The organism is Microcella pacifica (genome assembly GCF_009371975.2).
Classification (GTDB): Bacteria; Actinomycetota; Actinomycetes; order Actinomycetales; family Microbacteriaceae; genus Microcella; species Microcella pacifica.
Genome location: NZ_VIKT02000005.1, coordinates 1 through 25,642, shown reverse-complemented (window position 1 = coordinate 25,642; position 25,642 = coordinate 1). Strand labels below are relative to the sequence as shown.

24 protein-coding genes are annotated in these 25,642 nt (G+C 68.8%); 11 read left to right on the top strand and 13 right to left on the bottom strand.

Annotated features, from left to right (window positions below; all coding sequences use genetic code 11):
* Positions 1-182: 182 nt before the first annotated feature.
* The 4 genes from FK219_RS04060 (at position 183) to FK219_RS04045 (ending at position 3,292) form a co-directional block, all read left to right on the top strand.
* A complete protein-coding gene (locus FK219_RS04060) occupies positions 183-875 on the top strand; it encodes a phosphocholine cytidylyltransferase family protein (protein WP_152583161.1) in 693 nt (230 codons plus the stop codon).
* 82 nt (positions 876-957) lie between these two features.
* Positions 958-1,755 carry an ABC transporter permease gene (locus FK219_RS04055; RefSeq protein WP_152583160.1) on the top strand — a complete coding sequence of 266 codons (798 nt, stop codon included), beginning with the start codon at positions 958-960 and terminating at the stop codon, positions 1,753-1,755.
* Positions 1,755-2,516 (top strand): ABC transporter ATP-binding protein, encoded by a 762-nt coding sequence (locus FK219_RS04050; RefSeq protein WP_152583159.1) that lies wholly within the window; start codon positions 1,755-1,757, stop codon positions 2,514-2,516. Before FK219_RS04055 ends, FK219_RS04050 begins: the two co-directional genes overlap by 1 nt.
* Positions 2,513-3,292: a hypothetical protein gene (locus FK219_RS04045; protein WP_152583158.1), complete on the top strand. Its 780-nt coding sequence runs from the start codon at positions 2,513-2,515 to the stop codon at positions 3,290-3,292. The genes FK219_RS04050 and FK219_RS04045 overlap by 4 nt, the downstream gene beginning before the upstream one ends.
* On the opposite strand, the gene FK219_RS04040 is transcribed toward FK219_RS04045, so the two are convergent.
* A complete protein-coding gene (locus FK219_RS04040; RefSeq protein ID WP_152583157.1) occupies positions 3,228-4,526 on the bottom strand; it encodes a CDP-glycerol glycerophosphotransferase family protein in 1,299 nt (432 codons plus the stop codon). The genes FK219_RS04045 and FK219_RS04040 overlap by 65 nt on opposite strands.
* A gap of 110 nt (positions 4,527-4,636) precedes the next feature.
* On the opposite strand from FK219_RS04040, the gene FK219_RS13615 reads away from it, so the two are divergent.
* Both FK219_RS13615 and FK219_RS04030 read left to right on the top strand, forming a co-directional pair.
* Positions 4,637-6,436 (top strand): CDP-glycerol glycerophosphotransferase family protein, encoded by a 1,800-nt coding sequence (locus FK219_RS13615; protein WP_210416769.1) that lies wholly within the window; start codon positions 4,637-4,639, stop codon positions 6,434-6,436.
* Entirely contained in the window at positions 6,349-7,395 is a 1,047-nt protein-coding gene (locus FK219_RS04030; RefSeq protein ID WP_165638041.1) for a CDP-glycerol glycerophosphotransferase family protein, read from the top strand. Before FK219_RS13615 ends, FK219_RS04030 begins: the two co-directional genes overlap by 88 nt.
* 26 nt (positions 7,396-7,421) lie before the next feature.
* Here the strand turns inward: FK219_RS04030 and FK219_RS04025 are convergent, their stop codons facing one another.
* The 4 genes from FK219_RS04025 to FK219_RS04010 form a co-directional block, all read right to left on the bottom strand.
* Positions 7,422-8,471: a glycosyltransferase family 2 protein gene (locus FK219_RS04025; RefSeq protein WP_152583155.1), complete on the bottom strand. Its 1,050-nt coding sequence runs from the start codon at positions 8,469-8,471 to the stop codon at positions 7,422-7,424.
* Positions 8,472-8,490: 19 nt separating this feature from the next.
* Positions 8,491-9,897, bottom strand: coding sequence for a S1C family serine protease (locus tag FK219_RS04020; RefSeq protein ID WP_210416768.1), 1,407 nt, complete (start codon positions 9,895-9,897; stop codon positions 8,491-8,493).
* A gap of 134 nt (positions 9,898-10,031) precedes the next feature.
* Positions 10,032-10,793 carry a hypothetical protein gene (locus FK219_RS04015; protein ID WP_210416767.1) on the bottom strand — a complete coding sequence of 254 codons (762 nt, stop codon included), beginning with the start codon at positions 10,791-10,793 and terminating at the stop codon, positions 10,032-10,034.
* Between the two features lie 59 nt (positions 10,794-10,852).
* On the bottom strand, positions 10,853-11,398 hold the full coding sequence (locus tag FK219_RS04010) for a hypothetical protein (RefSeq protein WP_152583153.1): 546 nt from the start codon (positions 11,396-11,398) through the stop codon (positions 10,853-10,855).
* Between the two features lie 156 nt (positions 11,399-11,554).
* On the opposite strand from FK219_RS04010, the gene FK219_RS04005 reads away from it, so the two are divergent.
* Together FK219_RS04005 and FK219_RS04000 are read left to right on the top strand one after the other, a co-directional pair.
* Positions 11,555-12,202, top strand: coding sequence for a TetR/AcrR family transcriptional regulator (locus FK219_RS04005; RefSeq protein WP_152583152.1), 648 nt, complete (start codon positions 11,555-11,557; stop codon positions 12,200-12,202).
* 31 nt (positions 12,203-12,233) lie between these two features.
* On the top strand, positions 12,234-13,436 hold the full coding sequence (locus FK219_RS04000; RefSeq protein WP_152583151.1) for an aminotransferase class I/II-fold pyridoxal phosphate-dependent enzyme: 1,203 nt from the start codon (positions 12,234-12,236) through the stop codon (positions 13,434-13,436).
* 12 nt (positions 13,437-13,448) lie between these two features.
* Here FK219_RS04000 and FK219_RS03995 read toward each other — a convergent pair whose 3' ends face one another.
* Positions 13,449-14,261, bottom strand: coding sequence for a carbon-nitrogen hydrolase family protein (locus FK219_RS03995; RefSeq protein WP_152583150.1), 813 nt, complete (start codon positions 14,259-14,261; stop codon positions 13,449-13,451).
* A 53-nt stretch (positions 14,262-14,314) separates the two neighbouring features.
* On the opposite strand from FK219_RS03995, the gene FK219_RS03990 reads away from it, so the two are divergent.
* Entirely contained in the window at positions 14,315-14,824 is a 510-nt protein-coding gene (locus FK219_RS03990) for a DoxX family protein (RefSeq protein ID WP_152583149.1), read from the top strand.
* Positions 14,821-15,705 (top strand): ribokinase, encoded by an 885-nt coding sequence (locus FK219_RS03985; RefSeq protein ID WP_152583148.1) that lies wholly within the window; start codon positions 14,821-14,823, stop codon positions 15,703-15,705. Before FK219_RS03990 ends, FK219_RS03985 begins: the two co-directional genes overlap by 4 nt.
* On the opposite strand, the gene FK219_RS03980 is transcribed toward FK219_RS03985, so the two are convergent.
* Positions 15,687-16,334 carry a DUF998 domain-containing protein gene (locus FK219_RS03980; protein WP_165638040.1) on the bottom strand — a complete coding sequence of 216 codons (648 nt, stop codon included), beginning with the start codon at positions 16,332-16,334 and terminating at the stop codon, positions 15,687-15,689. The genes FK219_RS03985 and FK219_RS03980 overlap by 19 nt on opposite strands.
* A gap of 80 nt (positions 16,335-16,414) precedes the next feature.
* Between FK219_RS03980 and heR the strand changes: the two genes are divergently transcribed.
* Positions 16,415-17,218 carry a heliorhodopsin HeR gene (gene heR / locus FK219_RS03975; protein WP_152583146.1) on the top strand — a complete coding sequence of 268 codons (804 nt, stop codon included), beginning with the start codon at positions 16,415-16,417 and terminating at the stop codon, positions 17,216-17,218.
* 504 nt (positions 17,219-17,722) lie between these two features.
* Here heR and FK219_RS03970 read toward each other — a convergent pair.
* The 6 genes from FK219_RS03970 to FK219_RS03945 all read right to left on the bottom strand — a co-directional run bounded on the left by FK219_RS03970 (position 17,723) and on the right by FK219_RS03945 (position 25,247).
* Positions 17,723-18,775 carry an ABC transporter permease gene (locus FK219_RS03970; RefSeq protein ID WP_152583145.1) on the bottom strand — a complete coding sequence of 351 codons (1,053 nt, stop codon included), beginning with the start codon at positions 18,773-18,775 and terminating at the stop codon, positions 17,723-17,725.
* Positions 18,772-19,839 (bottom strand): ABC transporter permease, encoded by a 1,068-nt coding sequence (locus FK219_RS03965; protein WP_152583144.1) that lies wholly within the window; start codon positions 19,837-19,839, stop codon positions 18,772-18,774. The genes FK219_RS03970 and FK219_RS03965 overlap by 4 nt, the downstream gene beginning before the upstream one ends.
* On the bottom strand, positions 19,836-21,374 hold the full coding sequence (locus tag FK219_RS03960) for a sugar ABC transporter ATP-binding protein (protein WP_152583143.1): 1,539 nt from the start codon (positions 21,372-21,374) through the stop codon (positions 19,836-19,838). Before FK219_RS03960 ends, FK219_RS03965 begins: the two co-directional genes overlap by 4 nt.
* 173 nt (positions 21,375-21,547) lie before the next feature.
* Complete coding sequence (locus tag FK219_RS03955; RefSeq protein ID WP_152583142.1) at positions 21,548-22,534, bottom strand: substrate-binding domain-containing protein; 987 nt, start codon at positions 22,532-22,534, stop codon at positions 21,548-21,550.
* A 162-nt stretch (positions 22,535-22,696) separates the two neighbouring features.
* Positions 22,697-24,229: a sugar ABC transporter ATP-binding protein gene (locus tag FK219_RS03950; RefSeq protein ID WP_152583141.1), complete on the bottom strand. Its 1,533-nt coding sequence runs from the start codon at positions 24,227-24,229 to the stop codon at positions 22,697-22,699.
* Entirely contained in the window at positions 24,222-25,247 is a 1,026-nt protein-coding gene (locus tag FK219_RS03945) for a LacI family DNA-binding transcriptional regulator (RefSeq protein WP_152583140.1), read from the bottom strand. Before FK219_RS03945 ends, FK219_RS03950 begins: the two co-directional genes overlap by 8 nt.
* Positions 25,248-25,642: the final 395 nt, after the last annotated feature.

Below are 25,642 nucleotides of genomic sequence, written 5' to 3'. Positions count from 1 at the left end.
GCTCAACGCTACCAACGCGGGGCACTACCCCTCACACCCGCCCATCAGGTGAATCTCATTCGTGAATCCCGTCACGATTGGGAAACGAAGGGTGAACAGAGCGTGACGATTCAACGTCGCGCCGCTAAAATCGAGGGGTGCACAACGGTGTGTCCCTTTCGACTACACCAGGAGCATCTCTTATGACCACTCAGATCGTCATCCTCGCCGCGGGCATGGGCAGCCGCCTCGGCCGCGAGCTTCCCAAGCCGCTCACCGAGCTCAGCGACGGCCGCACCATCATGGGCCAGCAGCACGACAACATCCGTGCCGCGTTCGGCACCGATGTGACCATCACGACCGTCGTCGGCTACAAGCTCGAGCACATCATCGACGCGTTCCCCGACGTCGAGTACGTGTACAACGAGCAGTACGACCAGACCAACACCTCCAAGAGCCTGCTGCGTGCCCTCAAGGCCACCGGCAAGCACGGAGTGCTGTGGATGAACGGCGATGTCGTCTTCGACCCGCAGGCCCTCGTCCGTTCCGCCGAGCTCGTGCACGCCGACCGCTCCTTCGTGAGCGTCAACACCTCCACGGTGAGCGACGAGGAGGTCAAGTACACGGTCGATGCCGAGGGCTTCATCGAGAAGCTCTCCAAGACCGTCGTCGGCGGGCTCGGCGAGGCTGTGGGCATCAACTACGTCTCGAGCCGCGACAAGGCTGCGCTCGTGCACCACCTCACCCGCTGCGCCGACCAGGACTACTTCGAGCGCGGCATCGAGCTCGCGATCGAGCACGATCGCGTGCGCATCGAGCCGGTCGACATCAGCGACCTGTACGCCGTCGAGGTCGACTTCGCCGAAGACCTCGAGCGCGCCAACCTCTTCGTCTGAGCGATCGGGGCCGCCCTCCCCTCCGCCTCCGCCGGCGGTCCCCTCCACCCCGGCACGCGGTGGTACGACTACCGTTGACCGCGTGACCACCGCCCTCCCTCCGCGCCGCGCGCGTTCGCGCTCCGAGGCGTATCGCCAGTCGCTCTGGCTGCTCACGAGTCGCGACCTGCGCGTGCGGTACTCGACATCGTTCCTCGGCTACTTCTGGTCGGTGCTCGAGCCGCTCGTCATGGCGGTCATCTACTGGTTCGTCTTCACGCAGATCGTGCAGCGCTCGATCGGCGCGGAACCGTACATCGTGTTCCTGCTGGCCGGCCTGCTGCCCTGGATGTGGTTCAACGGCGCCGTGGGCGACGCGACGCGCGCCTTCATCAAAGACGCGAAGCTCGTGCGCTCCACGCGCATCCCCCACACGGTGTGGGTCACCCGCATCGTGCTCGCCAAGGGCATCGAGTTTCTCGCGAGCATCCCTGTCATCGTCGTCTTCGCGATCATCTTCGGCGCGACGCTCACCTGGGGTGTCTTGTGGTTGCCGCTCGCGGTGCTGATGCAGACCGTGCTCACGGTGGGGCTGGCCCTCATGATCGCCCCGCTCGTCGTCTTCTTCCGCGATCTCGAGCGTGCGGTCAAGCTCATCCTGCGCTTCCTGTTCTACGGCTCGCCCATCATCTACGGCCTCTCCGACCTACCGGGCGGCCTCGACCTGTGGGCGTCGTTCAACCCGCTGGCGGGCATCATCTCGCTGTACCGGGCGAGCTTCTTCCCCGAGCAGGTCGATGCAACGGCCGTCCTCATCGCTGCGGCGATGAGTCTGCTCTTCCTGGGTGCGGGCATTCTCGTCTTCCGGCGCATGGTGCGCTCAGTGCTCAAGGAGATCTGATGGAGACGACCGAGTCGACGAGCGCGCCCGTCATCCGGGCCAGCGGAGCGGGCATCCGGTTCCGTCGCAACCGCACAGGACGGCGATCGTTCAAGGACCTGTTCGCCGGCCGTGACCGCCGCGCACGCCCCGGGGAGTTCTGGGCGCTGCGCGGCGTCGACGTCACCGTGCACGAAGGCGAGGCCATCGGCGTCGTGGGCCGCAACGGCCAGGGCAAGTCGACCCTGCTCAAGCTCGTGGCCGGAGTCATGCTGCCCGACGAGGGCACCGTGGAGGTGCACGGCGGCGTCGCCCCCCTCATCGAGATCACGGGCGGGTTCGTCGACGACCTGACGGTGCGCGAGAACGTATTCCTCACGGCGGGCCTGCACGGGATGCCCCGGGCCGAGATCGTCGCGCGCTACGACGAGATCATCGACTTCGCCGAGCTGCGCGACTTCGTCGGCACCCCGTACAAGCACCTGTCGAGCGGCATGAAGGTGCGGCTCGCGTTCGCGGTCATCTCACGGCTTGAAGAGCCGATCCTGCTCGTGGACGAGGTGCTCGCGGTCGGCGACAAGGCCTTCCGCGCCAAGTGCTATCGGCGCATCGACGAGCTGCTCTCGGCCGGCCGCACCCTCTTCTTCGTATCGCACAACGAGCGCGACCTGAAGCGGTTCTGCACGCGCGGGCTCTACCTCGACAAGGGCGAACTCAAGCTCGACGGTCCGATCGGCGAGGTTCTCGCCGCATACGACGCCGACTATGGGAGCGTGACGTGAGCCTGGTACCGCACGACGACGAGCCCCGGGCTCACGCCGATCCCGCGCTCATCCGCGGTCTGCGCGCCGCCATGTCGGCGCAGCGCCCTGCCGTGCTCGCGCACATCCGCAGCATCCGCCGTCAGCACCCGGCCGCGTCCCCCGAGCAGGTCGTGCGCATTCTCGAGAAGCGCTTCCTCACGAGCGTCACCCTGAGCGGCGCCGGCAGCGGCGGAGCCTCGGTCATTCCCGGGGTCGGCACCGCGATCACCCTCACCGTCATCGGCGCCGAGACGGTGCTGTTCTTCGAGATGACGGCGCTGTTCGCCCAATCGGTCGCCGAGATTCACGGCATCGTCGTCGACGACGAGGAGCGCGCCCACACCCTCGTCATGGCGCTGCTGCTGGGTGGGCCGGGCAAGGAGCTCCTCGAGCAGTTCCTGCGACAGGCCGGCACGCGCAGCGGCGACCGAGTCGAGTACTGGGGAGAGACGATCACCGCGACCATGCCGAAGGCGGTCACGAGCTACCTCAACAGGGCGTTGCGCGAGCAACTGGCCAAGCGCTTCGCCGTCGCGCAGGGAGCCGGCATGGCCGGCCGCTTCATCCCGTTCGGCATCGGCGCCGTCATCGGCGGCACGAGCAACCGCATCATCGGCGGTCGCGTCGTCACCGCCGCACGTCAGGCGTTCGGGCCGGCACCGCTCGCCTGGGTGGCCGAGCTCGAGGCGATCAGTCCTCGCCCGGAACGGCGTCTTCGTCTTCCAGGTCATCGAGGGGGTCAGACTCGCTCGTGATGGGGTCGGCGGCGTGCGCCGCCGCCGCACGCTCCCACTCATCGATGAGGGTCTCCACGGCGGCATGGAACCGCGCCGTCGCCGCACCCGGCGTCGTGTCACCGAAGTACCGCGTGACCCAGGCGGTGAGTGCATCGTGCGCCTCCGGGCTCGTGAGCACGTGGTCGACGAGCGGCACGATCTGATCGGCCTGCTCGGCGCTCAGCCACTCGCACGCGCTCAGGTAGCCCGACTCGTCGATCTCGGCGGCAGCCGAGGCCGGTCGCGCGACGATGAGCGGCTTGCCGGTCGCGAGTCGGTCGTAGACCATCGCCGAGATGTCGGTGATGGCGACATCGGCTGCGACGAGCTGCCAGCCGAGCGACGAGCCCGAGTCGTAGAGGTGGTGGGCGGAAGGGTCGGCGGCGTTCGCCTGTGCGAGGGCCGCGACGATGCGCTGGTGCGCCGCGCGATACCCGCGGTCGACGACACCGCTGCGCGGGTGCGGCCGGTAGATGACGCGGTGGCGGCCGGTCGCGAGCAGAGCATCCACGAGCCTCTCCCCGTGGCTCGCGATCGAGCCGTACGCGGCGGCCGGGCGGTCGCCCTCCCAGGTCGGCGCGTAGAGCACGACCGTGCGGTCGTCGGGGGTGAACGGCAGCTGGCCGGCGAAGTGGTCGGCCTGCGGTCGCCCGATCTCGAGCACGCGGCGATCGAGGTCGTAGTTCCACAGCTTGCGCGCGAGGCGATCCTTGGCGGCCTGACCGGCGACGAAGGCGTAGTCGTAGGCCTTGTACTGGTTGGTCGTCATGTACATCTTGTCTGACTCGCCGTGGTTGACGAACACGTGCCACATGCGGCCGTACCGGAACATCTGGAAGTTCTTGGTGTTCTGGTTCACGTAGAGCACGAGGCGCAGGGGCTGCTCGGCGACGAAGCGCTCGAGGTCGGTCACCCTGCGCAGGTAGACGGCAGGCACGGGCGCCTCATCGAGGAGCGTCATCATCGTGCCGGGGCTGCGACTGATGATGGCGACCGGATGCTCGCGCGCGAGCTCGGCGAGCGGCGCGTACCACTGCCTGATCTGGTACAGGTTCACGCGCGTGTCGGCGAAGTACACGGCGATCTCGATCGACCCGGGGTCGGGAGGCGTCACGCCCTCGAGCCGCTCGGCGAGCAGGGCGCGGTTGCGGCGCGAGCGCAGAAGGTTGCGCGCGATGCGCCGCGCTGCCTTTGCCTGCCCCCAGAGCCCCATGAGTCCATCCTCCCAGCGCCTCTGCAGCGCCCCTGACGATTCGGCCACACCGTTACCGACTTGTTCGCAACTGTGTGCGGCGCAGGCGCGAGGTGACAGAATCTCTCGGGATGGCCCGCTTCACGTTCAGCGCCGGCAACGCGCGCGTGCTCGCCCGCGCCCCGCTCTACGCGCTCGGGGCGCTCGTCGCTGTCCTCGTGCCGCGCAGCCCCCGCCAGTGGGTGCTCGGCTCGGGAGCCGGTCTCGGCGAGGGTGCGCTCGCGCTGCACGACCTCGCGCGCGAGCGCCAGCCCGAGCGGCGGCTCACGTGGCTCGCGTCGAGTCGCGCTGAGCTCGACGCGGCGCGGGCGCGCGGCATGCGCGCCCTGCCCAAGCGGGGGCCGCGCGGCCTGTGGGCGACGCTGCGCGCGGGTGTCGCTGTCGTGACCCACGGCTTCGGAGACGTCAACCGCTTCGGGGTGAGCGGCGCGCGCGTCGTGCAGCTGTGGCACGGCATCCCGCTCAAGAGGCTCCACCTCGATTCGGCGGCCGCTCTGCGCTTGCCTCTCATCGGGTCCCTGCCCGGGGTCGGCCGCCTCATGCGCGCGCTGTACCGCCGGGCCGGGGCGCAGATCGCGCTCTTCCCGGTCGCGTCGGCGCTCGTGGCGGGCCGCATCCGCAGCGCGTTCGGGCTCGATGCGGCGCGCATCCTCGTCTCGGGCGACCCCCGTGACGACGTGCTGCTGCGCGGCACGACCGACGAGCGCCGCGTGCGCGCCCGCGCGACGGTCGCCGACGCCTGCGGTGCACTGCCCGAGGAGGGCCCGGTCGTGCTGTACGCGCCGACGTGGCGGGACGGCGATGAGGATGCCGCGATCCCCACCCGCGACGAGTGGCAGGCCATCGCGGCCTGGGCCGACCGCGCCGGCGCTGTGCTGCTCATCCGCTCCCACCCGCTCGGGGCGGGCTCGTACGCGGCGGGGGCGCAGCAGTCGCCGCGCATCCGCCTGCTCGGCAGCGACGTGCTCACCGATGTGACGCCGGTGCTGCCCGCCGCCGATGTGGTCGTGACCGACTACTCGTCGATCGCCTTCGATGCGGCGATCGGCGGTGTGCCGACGGTGTTCTTCGCGCCGGACCTCGCACGGTACCTGGCGACGCGCGGGCTGTACACGCCGTACCGCGAGTTCAGCGGGGGCGACCCGGCCACGACGTGGGCGGAGGCGCTCGAGCGTCTCGACGCCGCGCTCGGGGAGGGTCGGGCCGCAGCGCTCGCGCACGCGGCCTGGTTGCGCGACGAGCACGTCGATCTGCTCGACGGTCGGGCCACCGGGCGCGTGCTCGACGCGGTGCTCACCCTGCTCGGCGAGCACGCCACCGACACCGCGACCCCCGCCGTGGGGGGCCCGCGGGGGGCCCCCCCCCCGCCCAGGGTGCACCGTGCCTGCGCGTGCGGGGACGCTCCGCGACGAGGATGCTCGACCTCGCGCTCGCCGGCTCCCGCCACACGATCGCGGGGGTCGTGGAGCAGGACGGCGAGTCGTTCACGGCGACCTTCCCGCTGCTCGGGGAGCGCTGGGGTGCGGCGTGCCTGCCGCCGCGGTCGGGCGACTACCGGCTCGAGACCGTGCTCGAGGGATCGCCGCGCACGGCCCGCGCGGCGGTGCACGCCGAGGTGCCGCCGCCGCTCGACCAGGAGCTTCTGCGCGCACGGCTGCTCGCCGAGGACGGCACCCTGCTGCTGCGCGTCGAGCCTCCGCTGCGGGAGGACGAGCGCGGAGCATCCGCCCAGAAGCGCCTCGAGCGCGACTACCGCCGCCGCGCCGCTCGCCCTGAGACCGCCGTGTTCTTCGAGAGCTTCTACAGCCAGACGGTCGCGTGCAATCCGCTCGCGATCGACCGCGAGCTCGCCCGCATCAGGCCCGACGTGACGCGCTACTGGTCGGTCGTCGACCGCTCGATCGCCGTACCCGGAGGGGCGGTGCCGATCGTCGAGGGCTCGGCCGAGTGGTGGCGCGTGCGCGCCGACGCGCGCGTGCTCGTCGTCAACGACTGGCTGCGCAAGCGGTGGATGCCCCGGCCGCACCAGACCGTACTGCAGACGTGGCACGGCACGATGCTCAAGCGCCTCGCCCTCGATCGGGACCGCGTGGGCCTGCGCACGCGCATCGCCGTGCGGCGCGAGAGCGCTCGGTGGAGCATTCTGCTCGCCCAGAACGAGTACGCGGCGAGCATCCTGCGTCGGGCGTACGCGTTCCGCGGCCCGCTGTGGGTGGAGGGCTACCCGCGCAGCGACACACTCATCGCCGGCGACCGCGCGGGGGTGCGCGCCCGCCTGGGACTGCAGGCGCAGGACCGCGCCGTGCTCTACGCGCCCACCTGGCGCGACGACCGCACCGAGCTCGTCGACTACCTCGACCTGCCGAGCTTCGCCGCCGAGCTGCGCGAGCGCGACCCGCGTGCGGTGCTCGTCGTGCGCGGCCACAGTCGCACACTCCGGTTCGGCCGCGACCTCGACGGGCCGGGCATCATCGACGCGACGACCTACCCCGATGTGGCGGATCTGCTGCTCGCCGCCGACGTCGTCGTGACCGACTACTCCTCGATCATGTTCGACCTCGCGGCCACCGACACCCCGGTCATCCTCTTCACCCCCGACCTCGACCGCTACGCCGACGAGCTTCGCGGCTTCTACTTCGACGTCACGACGGACGCTCCCGGCCCCGTCGTCGCGTCACGGGATGCTCTGCTCGACGCGATCGACGCGAGCAGCTCTGGCACGCTGCCGTCGCAGCGCGCCGCGTGGCGCGAGCGCTTCACGCCCCTCGACGACGGCCGCGCGGGCGAGCGGGTCGTGGCGCGCATCCTCGCCGAAGGCCTGCTCGACTGAGCGCGCACAGCTCGGCGACGCGCGCCCTACGACTCGATGCGGGAGCGGTCGACGGCGTCGCGCGCCCCGAGGAGCACGCCGCGCAGGAAGCCCGCACCCCAGCTGTAGTGCATGACGGCGATGACCATGGCGAAGGTCGCGCGGTCGCGCAGCCGTTCGCCGCTCGAGCGCAGGAGTAGCAGAGCCAGGAGCAGGGCAGCGTAGAGCACGGGCGCGAGGTAGACGAGGGAGAGTACGAGGGCGAGCGGGCCCGTCACGATTCTGGTCAGTTCGAGCACGAGCAGCACGAGGCTCAGCGCGCTCGCCACGAGGAGGGCCGGCGGTGCGAAGTACCGCAGCGGGTGACGGCCTCCCGCGCGACGCACGAGCTCGCCGCGCCAGATGCCGGTGGCGGTGAACTGCCGGGCGAGCTTCGCCCATGTGTCGCGGGGCCAGTAGACGACCTGCAGCTGCGGATCGAGCCACACGAGGTGCCCCGCTCGGCGCAGGCGCAGGTTGAGCTCCCAGTCCTCGCCGCGCTTGAGGCCTTCGTCGTACAGCCCGACAGCCTCGAGGGGCTCGCGGCGCATGAGCCCGAGGTACGCGCTCTCGGCCGGGCCCTCGGAGGCGCCGCCGTGGTACGGACCGCCGCCCAGGCCGAGTCGGCTGTTGTAGGCGCGGGCGATCGCGGACTGCAGCCGCCCGCGGCCGGTGGCGACCATGACCCCGCCGACGCTCGCCGCTCGCGTGCGCTGGAGGGTGGCCACTCCGACCGCGGTGTAGAGCGGGTCGAGCTCGGTGTGGGCGTCGACGCGCACGATGACGTCGTGGTGCGCGGCGCGGATGGCGCGATTGAGGCCGATGGGGATGGCCATCTCGGGGTTCTCGACGATGCGGATGCGCGCATCCTGCTCGGCGAGGGCGCGCACGCGCTCGCTCGTGCCGTCCGTCGACGGGCCGAGCGCGATGACGAGCTCCTGCTCTCCCTCGTATTGCTGGGCGAGCACGCTCGTCACCGCGTCGTCGATGTAGGCGGCCTCGTTGAACACCGGCATGACGTAGCTCACGCCGGGGGGTGCGGTCTCGGAGGGCGCCATAGCTCCCGAGGCTAGCGGGTCAGCCGAGCTCGCCGAGCGTGACGGTCACCTCGTCGGAGACACCGTCGCGCACATAGACGAGCGTCGTGCTCTCTCCACCGGCGAGCACGCGCACCTGGGCGGTGAGGTCGATCTGGTCGGTGATCGGAACGCCGTTGAAGACCGTGATGACGTCGCCGGAGCGCAGACCCGCGATGTCGGCGGCGCCTCCTGGCGAGACGCCGTCGATGAGCGCTCCGACGACATCGCTGTCGGAAGATGTCGCCGCGCTCGTCACGGTCGCCCCGAGCAGCCCGTGGCTCGCGGTACCCGTGGCGATGAGCTCGGTGGCGATGCGCTGCGCATAGTTGGCGGGAATCGAGAAGCCCACGCCGATGCTGCCGGCCTGGCCTCCTGAACCGCCCGCTGTGGCGATGGCGACGTTGATGCCGATGAGCTGGCCTTCGTCGTTGAGGAGTGCGCCCCCCGAGTTGCCGGGGTTGATGGCGGCGTCGGTCTGGATGACCGGCAGCGAGATCGTGGACGATTGGCGCTGCGGCGGCAGTTCCTGATCGTCGGGGTCACCGGGGCTGTCGAAGTTCCAGAAGTCGAAGGGGGCATCCTCGCCGTCGGGCAGCGAGTCGCCAGGCGCCTCAGGCACAGCCGACGACTGCACGGTGATGGAGCGGTTGAGGGCCGAGATGATGCCGTTCGTGACCGTGTTGGAGAGCCCGAGGGGCGCGCCGATGGCGATTGCGTTGTCGCCGACGTTGAGGGCGTCGGAGTCGGCGAACTCGATCGGCACGAGGCCGTCGGTCTCGCTGACCTGGATGACGGCGAGGTCGGCGAGCGGGTCGGCGCCGACGAGCGTCGCGTCGACGATGCGGCCGTCGCTCAGGGTCACCCGCAGGTCGGGGTCGGAGGTCGCGCCGTCGAGAGTGGCGACGTGCGAGTTGGTGATGATGTAGCCGTCGTCGCTGAGGATGACCCCCGAGCCGCTGCCGCTCGCTCCGCCGCCGGCCACCTGGATGGTCACGATGGAGGGCAGCGCGGTCGCGGCGACGCTCGTGACGAGCGTGGCATTGCCGGGGTCGTTGACGCTGATGCTCAAGGGCGTGCCGGTGACGCCCGAGACGACCGAGGGAGTGTTCGACATGACTGCCGCGACGACGCCACCCCCGGCGGCACCGCCGATGAGGGCGCCCACGGCGAGGGCGGCGATGAGGGGAGCGCCCGAGCGCTTGGGAGCGGGCTGCTGAGCCGCGACGTGCTGGGGTGCGGGCTGCTGGGGTATGGTCTGCTCCGGGGCGGCGTGCTCAGGGGCCGCGGGCGCGGACTGCGGCGCGGCGCCGGCGGTCGGTGCGCCGGCGGTCGGTGCGCCCGTGGGTTCGGCCGTGCGGGAGTCGTCGGGGGTTCCGGGTGCAGCGCCGTATGGCGTGGAGTTCATGAGCTAGATCCTTTCAGCTGCGCCCAGCGTGCTCCGCCAACCTGTGCGTCGCATTTACGCGGCCTGAACGCGACCCGGCGCTTCGCACTGCGCCTCCACAGCGCGCCGCGACTCGTGCGGGGTGCGGCGCGGTCTCAGCAGCCGGGGCCGCTCGGCGCGGTCGCGCAGTCTCGGTCGACGAGCACGGTCACGGCGTCGCCCGCCGTCGCGGTGAGGCGGTTGGCGGGCAGCCGCAATGAGCCCGGGATGGGAAGCCACGCACCGTCCTGAATCCGGTACTCGGCGGTGTAGTCGACGTCGAGGTCGATGACGTAGGTGCCGGATGCTCGGTAGATGTGGCTCGTCGCCGTCGCGTCGAACTCCCGCAGCCCGAGAGTGCTCCACGGTGCACCCCGCGTGGAGAGCACGGCACTCGAGCCGTCGCCGTAGCGCCAGCGGTAGGAGAACGGCGTGAAGCGCACGGTCGCCGCGAGGCCCAGCAGCTCACCGTCCACGGTGTGCGCCGACGTGGTCGTGTAGAAGTTCGTCGGCAGGCCGACGACCATCCAGCCGTCGGGCTGCATGAACTGCACGGGCGGCGTGGGGCGGAAGGCCTCGACGTCGCTCAGCGTGATCGGGTCGGAATCCTCGCCGGGCTCACCAGGGGCTCCCGGCCGAATGCCCGCACAGAAGCCCTCAAAGATGTCGATGCAGGGCTCGTAGAGGCGGGGAGTACTCGGCACGTGGATGCCCGGAGTGCCACCGCCGCCGCCGTTCCCGCCGCCTCCCCCGTTACCGCCGCCGGGGCCGTCCAGGTCTCCCGTGAGAAGCGCCTCGTCGTCGCCGAGCTCGCCGCCGATGTTCGGGCACCCACCGACGTACCAACTTGAGTCAGTGCAAATACTGCTGGCCTTCACAGGGCTGGCGATGATGACGATCGAAATAGTGCCGAGGAGTATTGCGGCTGTAGCGTTCCTCACCCACATATGGACTCGTCTGACCAAACTTGCTTGCTTTCAATCACGAGGTCACTTCGTGATCCTGTCAACACAATCTCAAAGACGCTCTGTTCTGGCCGATCTGCAGTCACGATTGACTCTCCAGAACCATTCACTACGTCGGTCCCTTCCAGGCTCACGCAGAAGTAAGCGATGATCTCCGCTTTCGTTTCGTACTGAGACCACTGTTGGAGTACCGAGTTGGTGATTCGCGACTGACCGATCAGTCGAAACCCGCTCTCGGAGAACTGCTCGTAGCCAGCCAGCTCCTCGGCGAACACAGAATCGCTCAAGTATGTGCGTGCGCGTTCTGGATCCTCCCCTCCGTCCTGCAGTATCTGGCTGGAGACGGCGAGGAACTCCTCGTACGCCTCGGTCGCCGCGGCGAGCGCCTCCTCGTCGCTCGCGAACAGGGGAGCCTCCTCACTCGGAGGGCTGGCGGGCGGGATGACGGTGGTCGGGGTGCAACTGACCAGCGCGAGCACGAGCAGGGGCGCGACCAGGGCGTGGGGGCGTCTCGGCATGGCGCTCACGGTAGGCGCGAGCGCAGCATCCCGCCTCGAATTCTCCACATGCCGCACCCGAATGGGGTGTACCCACCTGTCTGTCGGTCGACGTACACTCAGACTGTGCTCCACCCCGAATCACCGTCCTGACCCCCGAACCGTGATGAGTACTCGATGACCCACCCCCCAGTCACCGATATCGACCAGATCCTCTCCGCCGCAGCCGACCTGATCATGCACGACGGCTACAACGCGGTCACGTTCCCGGCGATCGCCGAGCGCTCCGGCGCCCCGCGCGACGAGGTCGAGAGCCTCTTCGATACCCCCAACGATGTTCTCGTGAGCATGCTGAACCGCGAGTTCAGCCTCATGTACGCGAGCATCGTCGACCACGTGGAGCGCGACCCTCGCGGGGGCCTGCTCTCGCGCATGTACACCTACATCCTGTCGTCGGTATACGAGCGCCCCCTCGCACGCACCCTGTTCGTGATCGATCGGGATGCTCTGCATCAGATCATGCGCAACGCCAACGGCTTCGTCTACCTGCCGAATATCGGGGTGCGGGCCGACCTCATCGAGAACCTGCAGAACGCGGGCATGGTGCGGCCGGATATCGACGCGCGCATGGTGTCGAGCGTGCTCTCCGTCTGCTCGGCCGGCCTCGCCATCACGGCACCGCACGACGACCTGGACACGACGATCCGCGCCATCGCCGACCTGCTGCACCGCTCGGTGGACGCCGACGTCGCCGACACCTCCCCCGGCAAGAGCGTGTTCTACGAGTGGGCGACGAGCCTCACCCTGCCCAAGTCGACGGGCTGACCCGCTCAGCGCCGGTCGTTAGGGTGGAGTGATGAGCACCCCACCGCCGTGGCTGCGCACCGTCGACGCGGCCGGCCTCGTCGATGAGGCCGGCACGGTGCGCTCCACCATCTTCGCCGAGATCTCCGCCCTCGCCACGGAGCACGGCGCCGTGAATCTGGGGCAAGGATTCCCCGACGAGGATGCTCCGCGCGAGGTGCTCGACGCCGCCATCGAGGCGATCAATGCCGGGGTCAACCAGTACCCTCCGGGCCGGGGCATGCCCGTGCTGCGCCAGGCGATCGCCGAGCATCGCGAGCGCTTCTGGGGCGACACGGTCGACCCCGACACCGAGGTCATTGCGACGACGGGGGCGACCGAGGGCATCGCCGTCGCCCTTCTCTCCCTCGCGGGGGCCGGCGACGAGGTCGTGACCCTCGAGCCGTACTACGACTCCTATGCGGCCATGATCGGGCTGAGCGGCGCCACGCATCGCACCATCCCGTTGCGCGGCGAAGACTTTCAGCCGGAGCCCGCCGAGATCGACGCCGCGATCGGGCCGCGCACGCGGGTCGTGCTGCTCAACAACCCGCACAACCCCACCGGCTCGGTGATCCGCCCGGAGCTGCTCGAGCGCATCGTGGCGCGCGCCGCCGCGCACGATGCGGTCATCGTGAGCGACGAGGTGTACGAGCACCTCGTGTACGACGATGCGCCGTTCACGCCCGCGGCGCTCATCCCGGGCGCGCGCGAACGCACGCTGACCATCTCGAGCGCCGCGAAGACGTTCCGCGTCACCGGCTGGAAGATCGGCTGGATGACCGGCCCCGCCGAGCTCATCGACCACGTGCTCGCCGTCAAGCAGTTCACGACCTACGTCAACGGCGCGCCCTTCCAACCAGCCGTCGCCGTCGGTCTCGGACTGCCCGACAGCTACTTCGACGAGCAGCGTGTGTCTCTGCAGAACCGCCGCGACCTGCTGAGCGACGGGCTGCGGGCAGCCGGCTTCCGCGTGAGCCCCTCGAGCGGCTCCTACTTCGTCGTCGCCGACGCGGCCCCGCTCGGCATCAACGACGGGGCCGTCGCCGCGCGCGAGCTCACGCTCGACCCGGGCGTCGCGTCCATTCCTCTGCAGGCATTCGCCCCGCGCTCGACCGACCCCGTCGTGCGCTCCTCGCTGCGCTTCGCGTTCTGCCGCACCGAGGCCGCGATCGCCGATGCGAGCGAACGCCTCCGGACCTTCGCCGCCCGCTAGGGCTCGCGGGGGTCAGAGCGGCGCGACCCCGAACCGGCGCAACTGCAGGGCGGGGTTGATGCGGCGCACCTCGTCGAGGTGGGCCCGATCGGGCGTGGCGACCGCAACATCCACCTCGTCGTCGAGGAAGGCGAGCTGCGCGCCCAGCGGGTCGACGATGAGGCTCGCCCCCGCACCGATGGGCGGCGGGTGGTCGGCGCCGGCGAGGTAGACCGTATTCTCGATGGCGCGCGCCGCGGCGAGGGTCACCCATGCGTGACGCTTGCCCGGGCCCGCGACCCACTCGGCGGGAACGAGCACGAGGTCCGCCCCCGCGTCCGCAAGCCGGCGCGTCACCTCCGGAAAGCGGAGGTCGTAGCAGGTCTGGATGCCCACCCGCAGCCCCGCGAACTCGAACAGCTGCGGCGCGCTGATCTCGCCGGGCTCGACCCACCGCGACTCCTGCGCGCCGAACGCGTCGTACAGGTGCAGCTTGGGCGAGGTCGCGAGCAGAGAGCCGTCTGCGCCGACGGCGACGATCGTGTTGCGGCACTTCTCGGGCTGCGACGACTCCTCCAGGAGCCCCGCCACGATGATGACCTCGAGCTCGGCGGCGATCGCCGAGAGCCCCGAGACGAAGGGGCCGTCGAGCGGCTCCGCGTTCGCGACCCACCCTTCGTCGGGCTTCGGGGTGAAGTAGGCCGAGTACTCGGGGAACACGACGAGCCCGGCACCCTGATCGACGGCCTTCTGCGCGAGCTCGCGCAGCTCGGCGAGGTTCACGTCCCGGTCGGCTCCCGGGCCCCACTGGGCGACGGCGACGGCGACGGCGGTGCGAGTGCTCATGCGACCAGCCTACGGCCCGCCGCTCAGCGGGCCGCAGTGCCAGACTGGGCACCATGCGCGACCCCTCCGCTCCCCCGCCCAGCACCGCCCCCACCGACCCGGCCGCGCCGCGCCCGCCCGGCACGTCGTGGCCGCAGCGCTTCGCGCGCTGGCTGCTCGGCGCAGCGCTGCTGCTCGCGGGGCTCAGCCACCTCACGGTCGGTCGCGAGGAGTTCCTCAACCAGGTGCCGCCGTGGCTGCCGATCGACGGCGACGTCGTGGTCGTCGCCTCCGGCATAGTCGAGATCGCCCTCGGGCTCGCGCTGCTCGTGCTCGGCCGCTGGCGCGTGCCCGTGGGCTGGCTCGTCGCCCTGTTCTTTCTCGCCATCTTCCCCGGCAACATCGCGCAGTTCACGGAGGGGCGGGACGGCTTCGGCCTCACGACGGACGTGGCCCGGGGCATCCGGCTGCTGTTCCAACCGCTCCTCGTCGCCTGGGCGCTGTGGTCGACCGGGGCGTGGTCTGCCTACCGCTCGTGGCGCGCTGGTCGCCGCGGCGACCGCTCTGGCACGATGAGGGGATGACCGCGACCCTCATCGTTCTCGGCTCGGCGAACACCGACTTCACGGTGCTCGTCGATCGCCACCCGCAGCCCGGCGAGACGCTCATGGGCGGTGACCTCGTCACGGCGACGGGCGGCAAGGGCGCCAACCAGGCTCTCGCGGCCGCACGATCGGGCGCCCTGCCCGTCCTCCTCGGCGCGGTCGGCGCGGACGCGAACGGTCGCGCCATGCTCGACGCCCTCGGCTCGGGCGGCATCGACGTCTCCCGCACGCTCACCCTCGAGGATGCGCCCACCGGTGTGGCGCTCATCACCGTCTCGCGCGACGGCGAGAACACCATCGTCGTGGCGCCCGGCGCCAACGGCCGGCTCAGCGTCGAGTCGATCGTGCCGATCGTGCGCGAGCTCGCGGGCCCCCGCACCGTCCTGCTCGCCCAGCTCGAGATTCCCCTCGAGGTCGTGGTCGCCGCCGCCGAGGCGGTCGACGCGGCGGGCGGGCGCGTCGTGCTCAACCTCTCCCCCAGCCGGGAGATTCCGGATGCTCTGCTCACGCTCTGCGACCCGCTCGTCGTCAACGAGTCCGAGGCGCACGACCTCGCCGGGGCGACCGTCGACTCGGTCGACGACGCGACCGCTGCCGCCACCGCGTTGCTTGACCGTTGCCGCAGCATCATCATCACCCTCGGCGGGGAGGGTGCCGTGTTCGCGAGCCCGACCGGCAGCGGGCACGTGCCCGCACCGCGCGTGACCGTCGTCGACACGACGGGGGCAGGCGATGCCTTCGTGGGTGCGGTGTGCGCCGAGCTCGCAGACGGTGCTGCCCTGAAGGCCGCGGTCGAGCGCGGGGTCGCCGCGGGCGCCGCGGCTGTGCAGTGGCTCGGCGCTCAGCCGCCGCGCAGGTGAGACTCACGCGCTGACACGCGGCGGTCGCGCAGAGCGAGGGCGAGCACGACCACGGCCGGCCACAGCGACTCGAGGTAGGCCGCCACCCGTTCAGCGAGCCCGAGGAGAGCCGGGTCGGGCGAGGCCTCGATCCACGCGAACGCCACGCAGGCCGCGCCGACCGCGAGGGTGCTCAGGGTCGCCCCGAGCGGGCGCACGAGCCACGGGTACCGGGGCGAGAAGCGCATGCTCAGCACGGGCCACAGGGCCAGCAGCACGAACCCGGCCATGGCCGAGTAGCGGTGCTCGGGGCTCGACTCGCCGACCGCGGGCAGGGGGAATGCGGCGACCGCGAAGAGCGCCACGCCCGCGAGTGCCAGGGCCGCACGCCCGGGCCACGCGAGACCTCGCGCGAACGCCGCGGTGACGAGGTGGCAGACGCCGGTGAGCACGAACATGAGGGTCATGAAGACTCGCGTGGGGGCATCCCCCGCCGCCAGCTCACTGATCGTCATCGCGACCGGATCGAATCCCGGCCAGGCGAGCTCGGCGACGATCGTGCCGCCGATGAAGAACACGGGGGCGAGGAAGGACGAGACGAGCGCGGGCCGGCTCACCAGTCGACGGTCGGGTGGCTTCGTGTCTGTCACGTTCTCACCGTAGCGGGCCATGGCTGGGGCGGCGCCTGCTAGCGTCAGCGGCGAACCCGTCCAGCCCGAAGGAGCGCACGATGGCGAAGAAGACCTACACCCCCGACCAGCAGATCGACCGGCTGCGCGTCTACAACCTCGTCGCCGGCAGTCTGCACCTGCTGCAGGCGATCGGCTTCGCGATCGTGCTCACGATGCTCAGCACCCAGGTGCTGTTCGCCGTGACCGCCGACTACCTCGCGGGCCCTCCCGGTGTTCCTCTGCCTCCGGAGCGCGTGACCCTGTTCGAGGTCAATATCGGCATCGGCGTCGTCGCATTCCTCGCCCTGAGCGCCTTCTTCCACTTCCTCATCTCGAGCCCGTGGTTCTTCGGCCGCTACAAGGGCGGCCTGTTGGCGAACCGCAACTACTTCCGCTGGACGGAGTACTCGCTCAGCTCGTCGATCATGATCTGGCTCATTCTCGCCATCAACGGTGTGACCGACATCGGCGCCCTGTTCGCGATCTTCGCCGTCAACGCAGCCATGATCCTGTTCGGCGCCCTGCAGGAGAAGTACGAGCAGCCCGGGTCGGGTGGCATGCTGCCCTTCATCTTCGGCTCCATGGTCGGCATCGTGCCGTGGATCCTCGTGCTCATCTACTTCTTGCGCCCCGGCAGTGAGAGCGAGGTCGCCGCGCCCGACTTCGTCGTCGGCATCGTCATCTCGCTCTTCGTGTTCTTCAACACGTTCGCCGTCAACCAGTGGCTGCAGTACAAGCAGGTAGGCAAGTGGAAGAGCTACCTGCAGGGCGAGCGCACCTACATCACGCTGAGCCTCGTGGCGAAGACGGCTCTTGCGTGGCAGGTGTTCTCCGGCGCCATCATCCCCGCCATCGCGAGTTGAGCCGAGCGCCGCGGTCTCACGCGTGAGGTGGCCGATGTTCAGCCAGAACCCGAATCCGTCTGAACATCGGCCGGCCGGGGTGCTGGCGACACAGGATCCTGAAGGGGGGCGTCGACAGCGGAGGCGGGCCCTCGTGCCCCGGCCCCCCTATCGTGGCGGATCAGGCGATCTCTGGGGGCTCGCGCCACGCGCTCGTGTGCGCAATGCGAATGCGGGAAGCGTGGCGAGGCCGGCTCTGCCCCGAGCAGCACCTCGCGTCCCGCCCTTTCGTCGCGACCGCGCGCCCTTGCGCCCGCGCGCCCAGATTCGCCTCAAAGTGTGGTGTCAGCGCGACCCAAGCGCCCTTTCGCGCCAGATCTGACGGCGAGGCGCAACCTCGCGACGCGTGAACGCTAAGGCCGCGTCGCAAACGGAGGCGGGCCCACACTCTCCGGCGTTCGCATCGTGTCCGACATCACCCAGGCCACCAGCTCGATGCACTCTCGGCATGTGCGCATAGTGCCACTATCGTCCTCGGCCGATGACCCCGCGCTGCAACATGACGAAGATGAACAGGATCGAGCCGGTGATGATCGTCGTCATCTCGGGGCGGATGCCGCCGTCACGCGTGATGAGCACGTTCATGAGCCCCAGAACAAGAGCGCCCACCACGGATCCCAGCACGTATCCGGCCCCTCCCGTCAGGAGAGTGCCGCCGATCACGACAGCGGCGATCGCATCGAGTTCCCATCCGATCCCGGTGATGTTCTGCGCAATTCCGAGTCGCGAGGTGTAGACGACGGAAGCGATGCCGGCGAGAGTGCCGCTGATGACGTAGATCCACAGCTTGGTGACATGAACCGGGAGTCCCATCAGCTCGGCAGACTGCTCCGAGCCGCCGATCGCGTACACGGTGCGACCCGTGCGGGTGCGGTGCAGCACGAAGAAACCGATGGCAACGACGATCGCAGCGATCAGCACGCCGGGGGTCACCACGAGGTCGTTGACCTTCGGACCATCGATGATCTTCCACTGCGTCGCGAAGGCGCGGATCGCCGAGTCATCGCCCAGGCGCTCCGGTACGGTGCTGAGCATCGACGCGAGACCTCGTGCCAGGAACATCATCGCCAAAGTGGCGATGAACGGCTGGACGTTGAAGTACTGGATGAGTATGCCCGAGGCCAGACCCATCGCCGACCCGATGAGGATCATCAGCAGGATGACGACGTAGGGGTTCCAGCCCGCGTTGGACAGCATCACACCGGCCACGCTGCTGAAAGCGATGATGGCGCCGACGGAAAGGTCGATGCCCCCGGTCAGGATCACGAACGTCAGCCCGACCGCGAGTATCACCAGGTGCGCGTTGTTGATAAGCAGGTTCGAGAGGGTACTGAACTGGACGATGCGCCCGTAGGCGATCTCTCCGTACACGATCATCGCGACGAAGATGATCAGGGCGGCCACGGTCGGCAGGGTTGACGCCCGTTCCTGAACCTTCCGCTGCACGGCGTCGAGGAAGTCGACGATCCGAGCGCCACCCGACGTCGACGTGGCCGCGCGTTCCGGTGTCTGCGTCATGACGGCACCGTCTCCTTCGGGGTGAGGGGCGTCGTCAGGCGACGTTGACGGAAGAGGGAGCGAACTCGCTCTGAGCTCAAGAGGCACAGCGCGATGATGACGATCGCCTTGAACGCCGGTGTGGCGGACGACGGAACACCGAGGAACAGGACCGTCTTGTCGAGCGTCGCGATCAGCAGCGCACCGATCACGGCGCCGCCGATGGAGAACTTGCCGCCGGCGAGTGACGTGCCGCCGATCACGACCGCGAGAATGGCGTCGAGTTCCAGTTGATAGCCGGTTCGCGACACGTCGACGGTCATGACGCTCGCCGTCGCAAAGATGCCCGCGATCCCGGCCAGCAGCCCGCTGATGGCGTAGACGGTGAGCAGAAGGCCCCGTCGGTTGAGGCCTGCGAGACGGCTGGCCTTCGGATCGATGCCGATGGCCTCGATCATGAGCCCGAGGGCGCTCTTGCGCACGACAATCGACACGACGACGATCACGGCGACCGCGATGAGGAACACCACGGGGAGGCCGAAAGCGTAGCCATTCGCGATCCAGCGCACCGGCTCGTTCGTCGCGCTGGTGTTCTGCCCTTCGGTGATGACCTTCGCGATGCCGCGACCGGCGAGCATCATGACGAGGGTCGTGATGAAGGGCTGCAGCCCTACGAAGGCGACAAGCACGCCGTTGACCAGACCCAGCACGGTACTCAGCAGGAGTGCGAGCAGGATGGCGAGTGCGGCGGCTCCGATCGAGTCGGGCTGGTTCGCCGCGCTGAGGAACTCCATGGTGACGGCTCCGGACACCACCATGACCGAGCCGACGGAGAGGTCGATTCCACCGGTCGCGATGACGAGGCACACGCCGACGGCGATCATCAGGATCGGCGCGGCGGCACGAAGGATGTCGATGATATTTCCGACGAACGCTCCGGTAGTGGGGTTGTAGCTGAGGTTCAGATAGCTCGGGTCCTTGATGAGGTTGATGAGCAGCAGGAGGAAGATCGCGACGATGCCCCAGAAGTACTGACTGCGGATGATCGCGCGAACACGTTCGAGGTTCGACTTCGACTCGTTCATGCTCCGACCTCTTCCTGGACTTCGGACGCGATGATGTCGACGATAGTGTCCGCGTTGACTCCGGGCCCGTTCTCGAGCTCCGCGATCCTGCGATGGTCCTTGAGCACGAGGATCCGGTCGCTGAGGCGCACGACCTCCTCCAGCTCCGATGAGATGAAGACGACGCTCACGCCGTCATCGGCGAGCTGGGCGACCGTCAACTGGATCTCCGCCTTCGCTCCCACGTCGATGCCTCTGGTCGGCTCGTCGAGGATGAGGAGGTCCGGCTGGGTGGCCAGCCACCGCCCCAGAAGCACCTTCTGCTGGTTGCCACCGGAGAGATTCTTGATCGGGCGCTCGGGGTCGGCGGGCCGAACGTTGAGCGCGGTGATGTACTTGCTCACCAGCGCATCCTGCTCGCGTCGCGGGATCGGTCGCGCCCAGCCTCGCTTCGCCTGGACGGCGAGCACCAGATTCTCACGCACAGTCAGGTCGCGGATGATCCCCTCGTCACGTCGGTTCTCGCTCGAGAATGCGATCCGGTTGTCCAGCCCGGCTTTGGGGTTCGAAACCTCTGTGCGCTTGCCGCGCATCCAGACCCTGCCGGTGTCGGGTCGATCGGCCCCGCACAGCAGGCGAGCGAGCTCGGTACGGCCTGACCCGAGCAGCCCGGCGAAGCCGAGTATCTCCCCACGGTGGAGGGTGACGTCGGTCGGCTCGATGGAGCCCTTGCGCCCGATCTTCTCAGCACGCAGGAGGGGCTCGTCGCCCGGCGAGCGATGATTCGCGCGGCGCTCGGAGCCGATCCCCCTGAGCGTCTCGACGTCCTTGCCGATCATCTTCGAGATGAGCATCGAGCGATCCAGTTCACGCGTGGAGTACTCGCCCACGTACTGACCATTGCGGAGCACCGTGAGGCGGTCGCTGATGGCGTAGACCTGGTCGAGAAAGTGCGAGACGAATAGGATCGCGACGCCCTGGTCGCGCAGCCGGCGGATCACGGTGAAGAGACCGGCGACCTCATGGGCGTCGAGGCTCGACGTCGGCTCGTCCAGGATGAGCACCTTCGTCTTCGTCACCATGGCTCGGCTGATCGCGACGAGCTGCTGCACGGCGAGTGACAGAGTCGCGAGAGGCTGCCGCGGGTCCAGATGCCCGAGTCCCATGCCGTCGAGTGCGGCCTGCGCCGCACGATGGGTCGCACTCCAGTTGATGCCGAGAGGCCCGCGCACCTCATGGCCCAGCATCACGTTCTCGCCGATGCTGAGATTGGCGCACAGGTTGACCTCTTGATAGACGGTCGCGATCCCGGCGGCCTGCGCATCGGCGGTGCCGGTGAGCCGCCGCGACTGACCCGCGATGACGATGTCGCCGCTGTCGATCTTGTAGACGCCCGTGAGCGCCTTGATGAGGGTCGACTTCCCCGCGCCGTTCTCACCCATGAGGGTGTGGACCTCGCCCGGGAAGAGTCGGAAGTCCACTTTGTCGAGGGCCTTCACGCCGGGAAACGAGATCGATATCGATTCCATCTCGACGATCGGCAATGGCTCACTCATCAGGGGTCCCAACGGCGTTGTAGGTGCATGAAGACGGAACGTGCTGCCGCATCGCAGTATCGCACCGCTGTGCGACGAATCGGGTGCGAGGCCCCTGCCGAGGCGGGGCCTCGCACCCGTGCGACGGGGCGAGGGCGATCGGCTCACCCGCGTGAGGTGAGCCGATCGGTCCTCTAGAACTGGCGGTCGGGAAGCGCTTCGGCGGCAGCCTCGGGCGAGTCGAACGTCAGGCTCGGAACAATGATGTAGGACTCGACGGTGTCGCCGGCCAAGGCGGCCTCGACCACGTCGACGAGCGTCTCGCCGAACAGGGGGTTGTATTCGGCGACGAAGCTGAGTCGGCCGTCGGCGAGGGCCTCGATGGCGCCGCGCGTTCCGTCGATCGTCGCGATCTTGACGTCCTCGCCGAGCGTCAGACCGGCCTCCTCCACGGCGAGCGCCGCGCCGAGGCCCATCTCGTCGTTCTGAGCGAAGACGAACTGGATGTCGTTGTCATACGACTTCAGCATGGTCTCGAACACGCCCTTGGCCTCGTCAGCCGACCAGTTCGCCGTCTGTGCCTCGAGCTTGGTGAAGTTGTCGTTGATCGCTTCGTCGAACCCGCGGTTGCGCTCGTTCACGACACCGACCCCCGCAGGACCCTCGAGCGTGACGTAATTGGCCCCTTCCGGCCACTCGGCGTTCGCCCACTCCGCGATCGACGCCGCAACGACGACGTTGTCGGGCGCGATTCGCGAGACGTACAGGCTGGAGTCGTCTGGCTCGATTCCGCGATCGACGAGCACGACGGGGATCTCGGCTTCCTGGGCCCGCGCGAGCGAGTCCTCCCAGCCGGAGCCCTCCGTCGCGGAGAGCAGGATGACGTCCACACCCTCGTCGACGAACGCCGTGAAGGCGTCGATCTGCGACTTCTGGTCGAGGTTGGCAGCCGGCGCGTACTTGAGTTCGTAGCCGGCCTCTTCCGTGAACGTGTCCTGAACGTTGGCCTCGTTGGCCTCACGCCAGGCACCTTCGGGTCCGACTGCCACGAAGCCGACAGTGACCAGTTCGTCTCCCCCACCGGGCGCCTCCGCGTCGGACGAGCAGGCCGCGAGGCCCATCGTCAAAGCGCCTGCGGCCACGAGAGCGAGTGCTGGGGCGAGCCTCTTATTGCTAAGCATGTGATCTCCTCCTTGAGAGCCCGGAGCGTCCATCGATCCGGTCCAGGCAGCGCCCGAGCGGGCACCGCCTTGTGGTGCTGGCCGAAATGTTACCGGTAACACGGCAGCGACGCAAGAAGCCGGTTGATCCCGCGCGATGGCCCCTCTGACGCGCTCGTCCGATCAGTCCTCGCCCGCGTCGGCCGCGATGAGTTCGACGATCGAATCCACGCTGAGACCCGGACCGTTGCTGATCTCACCGATCTTGCGGCGATCCTTGACCACGACGATGCGGTCGCTCAGGCGCAAGACCTCCTCGAACTCCGACGAGATGAAGACGATGGAGACCCCCTCCGCCGCGAGCTGTGCGACGTGCGCCTGAATGTCGACCTTGGCGGAGATGTCCATGCCTCGTGTCGGCTCGTCGAGCACCAGGACCCTCGGGCGGACGGCGAGCCAGCGGGCGAGGAGGACTTTCTGCTGATTGCCGCCCGAGAGGTTCTTCACGAGGACCGAGGGGTCCGCGGGCACGATTCCGAGCTCCTCGATGAAGCGCTCGACGATGTCGTCGCGCTCGCGCCGTGAGAGCGGGCGTGTCCAGCCACGCAGAGCCTGCAGCGAGAGAGTGATGTTTTTTCGGACGCTCAGCTCTCCGATGACGCCCTCCTCACGACGGTTCTCTGCGGTGAACGCGATGCGGTGGCGCAGCGCCGTACGGGGCGTGGAGATGACCACCGGCTCGTCGCGGATCCAAGTCTCACCAGAGTCCGCCCGATCGACTCCCGTCAGCAAGCGAGCGAGCTCGGTGCGGCCCGACCCCCGGAGCCCGGCGAACCCGACTACCTCGCCGCGGTGCAGCTCCAGCTTGGTCGGCTCGAACACGCCGCGTCGGCCGAGATCCTCGGCACGAAGAACGGGGAGGCCCGCCGGCTCCCGTCGATGCACGACGCGTTCTGAGCCGAGCCTGCGAAGCGTGGAGAGATCCTTGCCCATCATGATGGAGATGACCTCGGCGCGATCGAGCGCGTGCGTGGGGTGCACGCCGACGTTGCGACCGTTGCGGAGGATCGTCATGCGGTCGCTGATCGCAAAGACTTGCTCGAGGAAGTGCGAGACGAACAGGATGGCCACCCCAGAGTCACGGAGTCGCCGGATCACCGCGAAGAGCATCGCGACCTCGCGATCATCGAGACTCGACGTCGGCTCATCGAGCACGAGAACCCGCGGATGCACGACCGTCGCCCTGCCGATGGCCACGAGCTGCTGCACGGCCGGAGAGAGGTCGGAGAGGCGTGTCCGCAGGTCCAGCGACGAGAGACCGAGCTCCGACAGCGTTGCATGCGCCCGCTCCCGGGTTCGTCGCCAATCGATACCGCGCCAGCTGCGCACCTCGTTGCCCAGCATCACGTTCTCCGCGATGCTCAGGTTCCCGCACAGATCGACGTCCTGATACACCGCCGAGATGCCTGCCGCCTGCGCCTCCGCAATGCTGGAGAAGTCCCTGCGCGCGCCTTGCACGCGCAGCTCGCCGTCGTCCGCTGGGTATGCCCCCGTGAGGACCTTGATGAGGGTCGACTTCCCCGCGCCGTTCTCGCCCATCAGTGCGTGCACCTCGCCGCTGCGCAGCGTGAAATCGACGTGGTCGAGAGCATGGACCCCCGGGAAGCGCAACGACATGCCCACCATCTCGACCGCCGGCGCGACAGCCTCAACCATGACGCCCCTCCCGCGGTGGTGCCGACGACTCGCGCACGACGAGCTCGACGGGAATCCTGGTCCGGCGGGGAATCTCTCGACCGTCGAGAGCGGCGTGCAGAACATCCATCGCGCTCAGCCCGAGCGCGTGGAAGTCCTGCCGGATCGTCGTCAGCGGTGGCGAGAAGTGACGGGTGACGGGCAGGTCGTCGAATCCGACGACACTCATGTCCTCGGGCACGCGGATTCCCCGCTCACGGAGTCCGTGGATGACGCCGAGCGCCATTTCGTCGTTCGCCGCGAAGATTGCCGTGTACTCGGGCGTGGTTCTCAAGCCACGAGCGAAGTGGTACCCGAAGTCTCCGGTCCAATCGCCGACCACGATCGGTCGCTCGCGCATGCCCCACGACGCCGCGCGAACATGGAAGCTCCTCTCCCTGCTCCGCGCATCCAGCCAGTCGAGCGGGCCGGCGATGTGGAGCACGTCGCGGTGGCCCAGGCCCGCGAGGTGATCCACCATCAACTCTGTCCCGAGCTTCTGATCGACCGAGACGGTGAGGAATGTGGCGTCGCGCTCCGCCTTGACCACGAGCACGGGGATGCATATGGAGATCTTGCGGATCGCCGACACCGACGACGACCGGGGCGCGATGATACACAGCGCATCCACCCCCTGGCCGATGAGGGTGTCGACTGCCTCTGCCGAGGAGAGCGTCTCGTCATCGGAGATCGCGATCGAGGTCACCGAGTAGTCCGCGCGGCGCGCCGCGAGCTCGACGGCGCGCAGAGTACTCGTCGGACCGAACTCGACCGCGCTCTCCATCACCACCCCGATCCGGCGGGTCCGGTTCGTCGTCAACGCGCGAGCGGCGCTGTTCGGGCGGTAGTTGAGCTTGCCGATCACGTCGAGCACGCGCTGGCGCGTCTCTTCCCGGACGCTGGGGTGACCGTTGATAACGCGCGAGACGGTCATGTGCGAAACGCCCGCGATCGAGGCAACCTGCCGAATATTCGGCTTCTCGCTCGACTCCGTGCTCACACTGCGACCCCTTCACCGACTCGGCGGCCTCCTGGCGCGGAGGACAGTACTCATACTGTAGGGCGATCTGATTCGGCCCGCGGATGCCTGCCTCGTGCAGGAGCTCGTGCAGGAGAGAGACATCAGCGCCAAAAATCGTCGACGTGAGCACGCCCCGAGGACAGAAGCCCCCGAACCTGTGGGTTCGAGGGCTGAACCGTCCCCGGTTTGATGCCGTTTCCTTTCGAGTCTGGAAGGAAAATGTTCATCATGCCCAAGAAGATCCCGGAGGAGACCTGAATCCCCCCGGCGTGTTCGGAGACTCGATTCCTTGGAAGGATCAGTCTCATGGCACGACCCAACAAGTATCCGCGCGAGCTTCGTGAGCGCGCAGTCCGTATGGTCGCCGAGGTGCG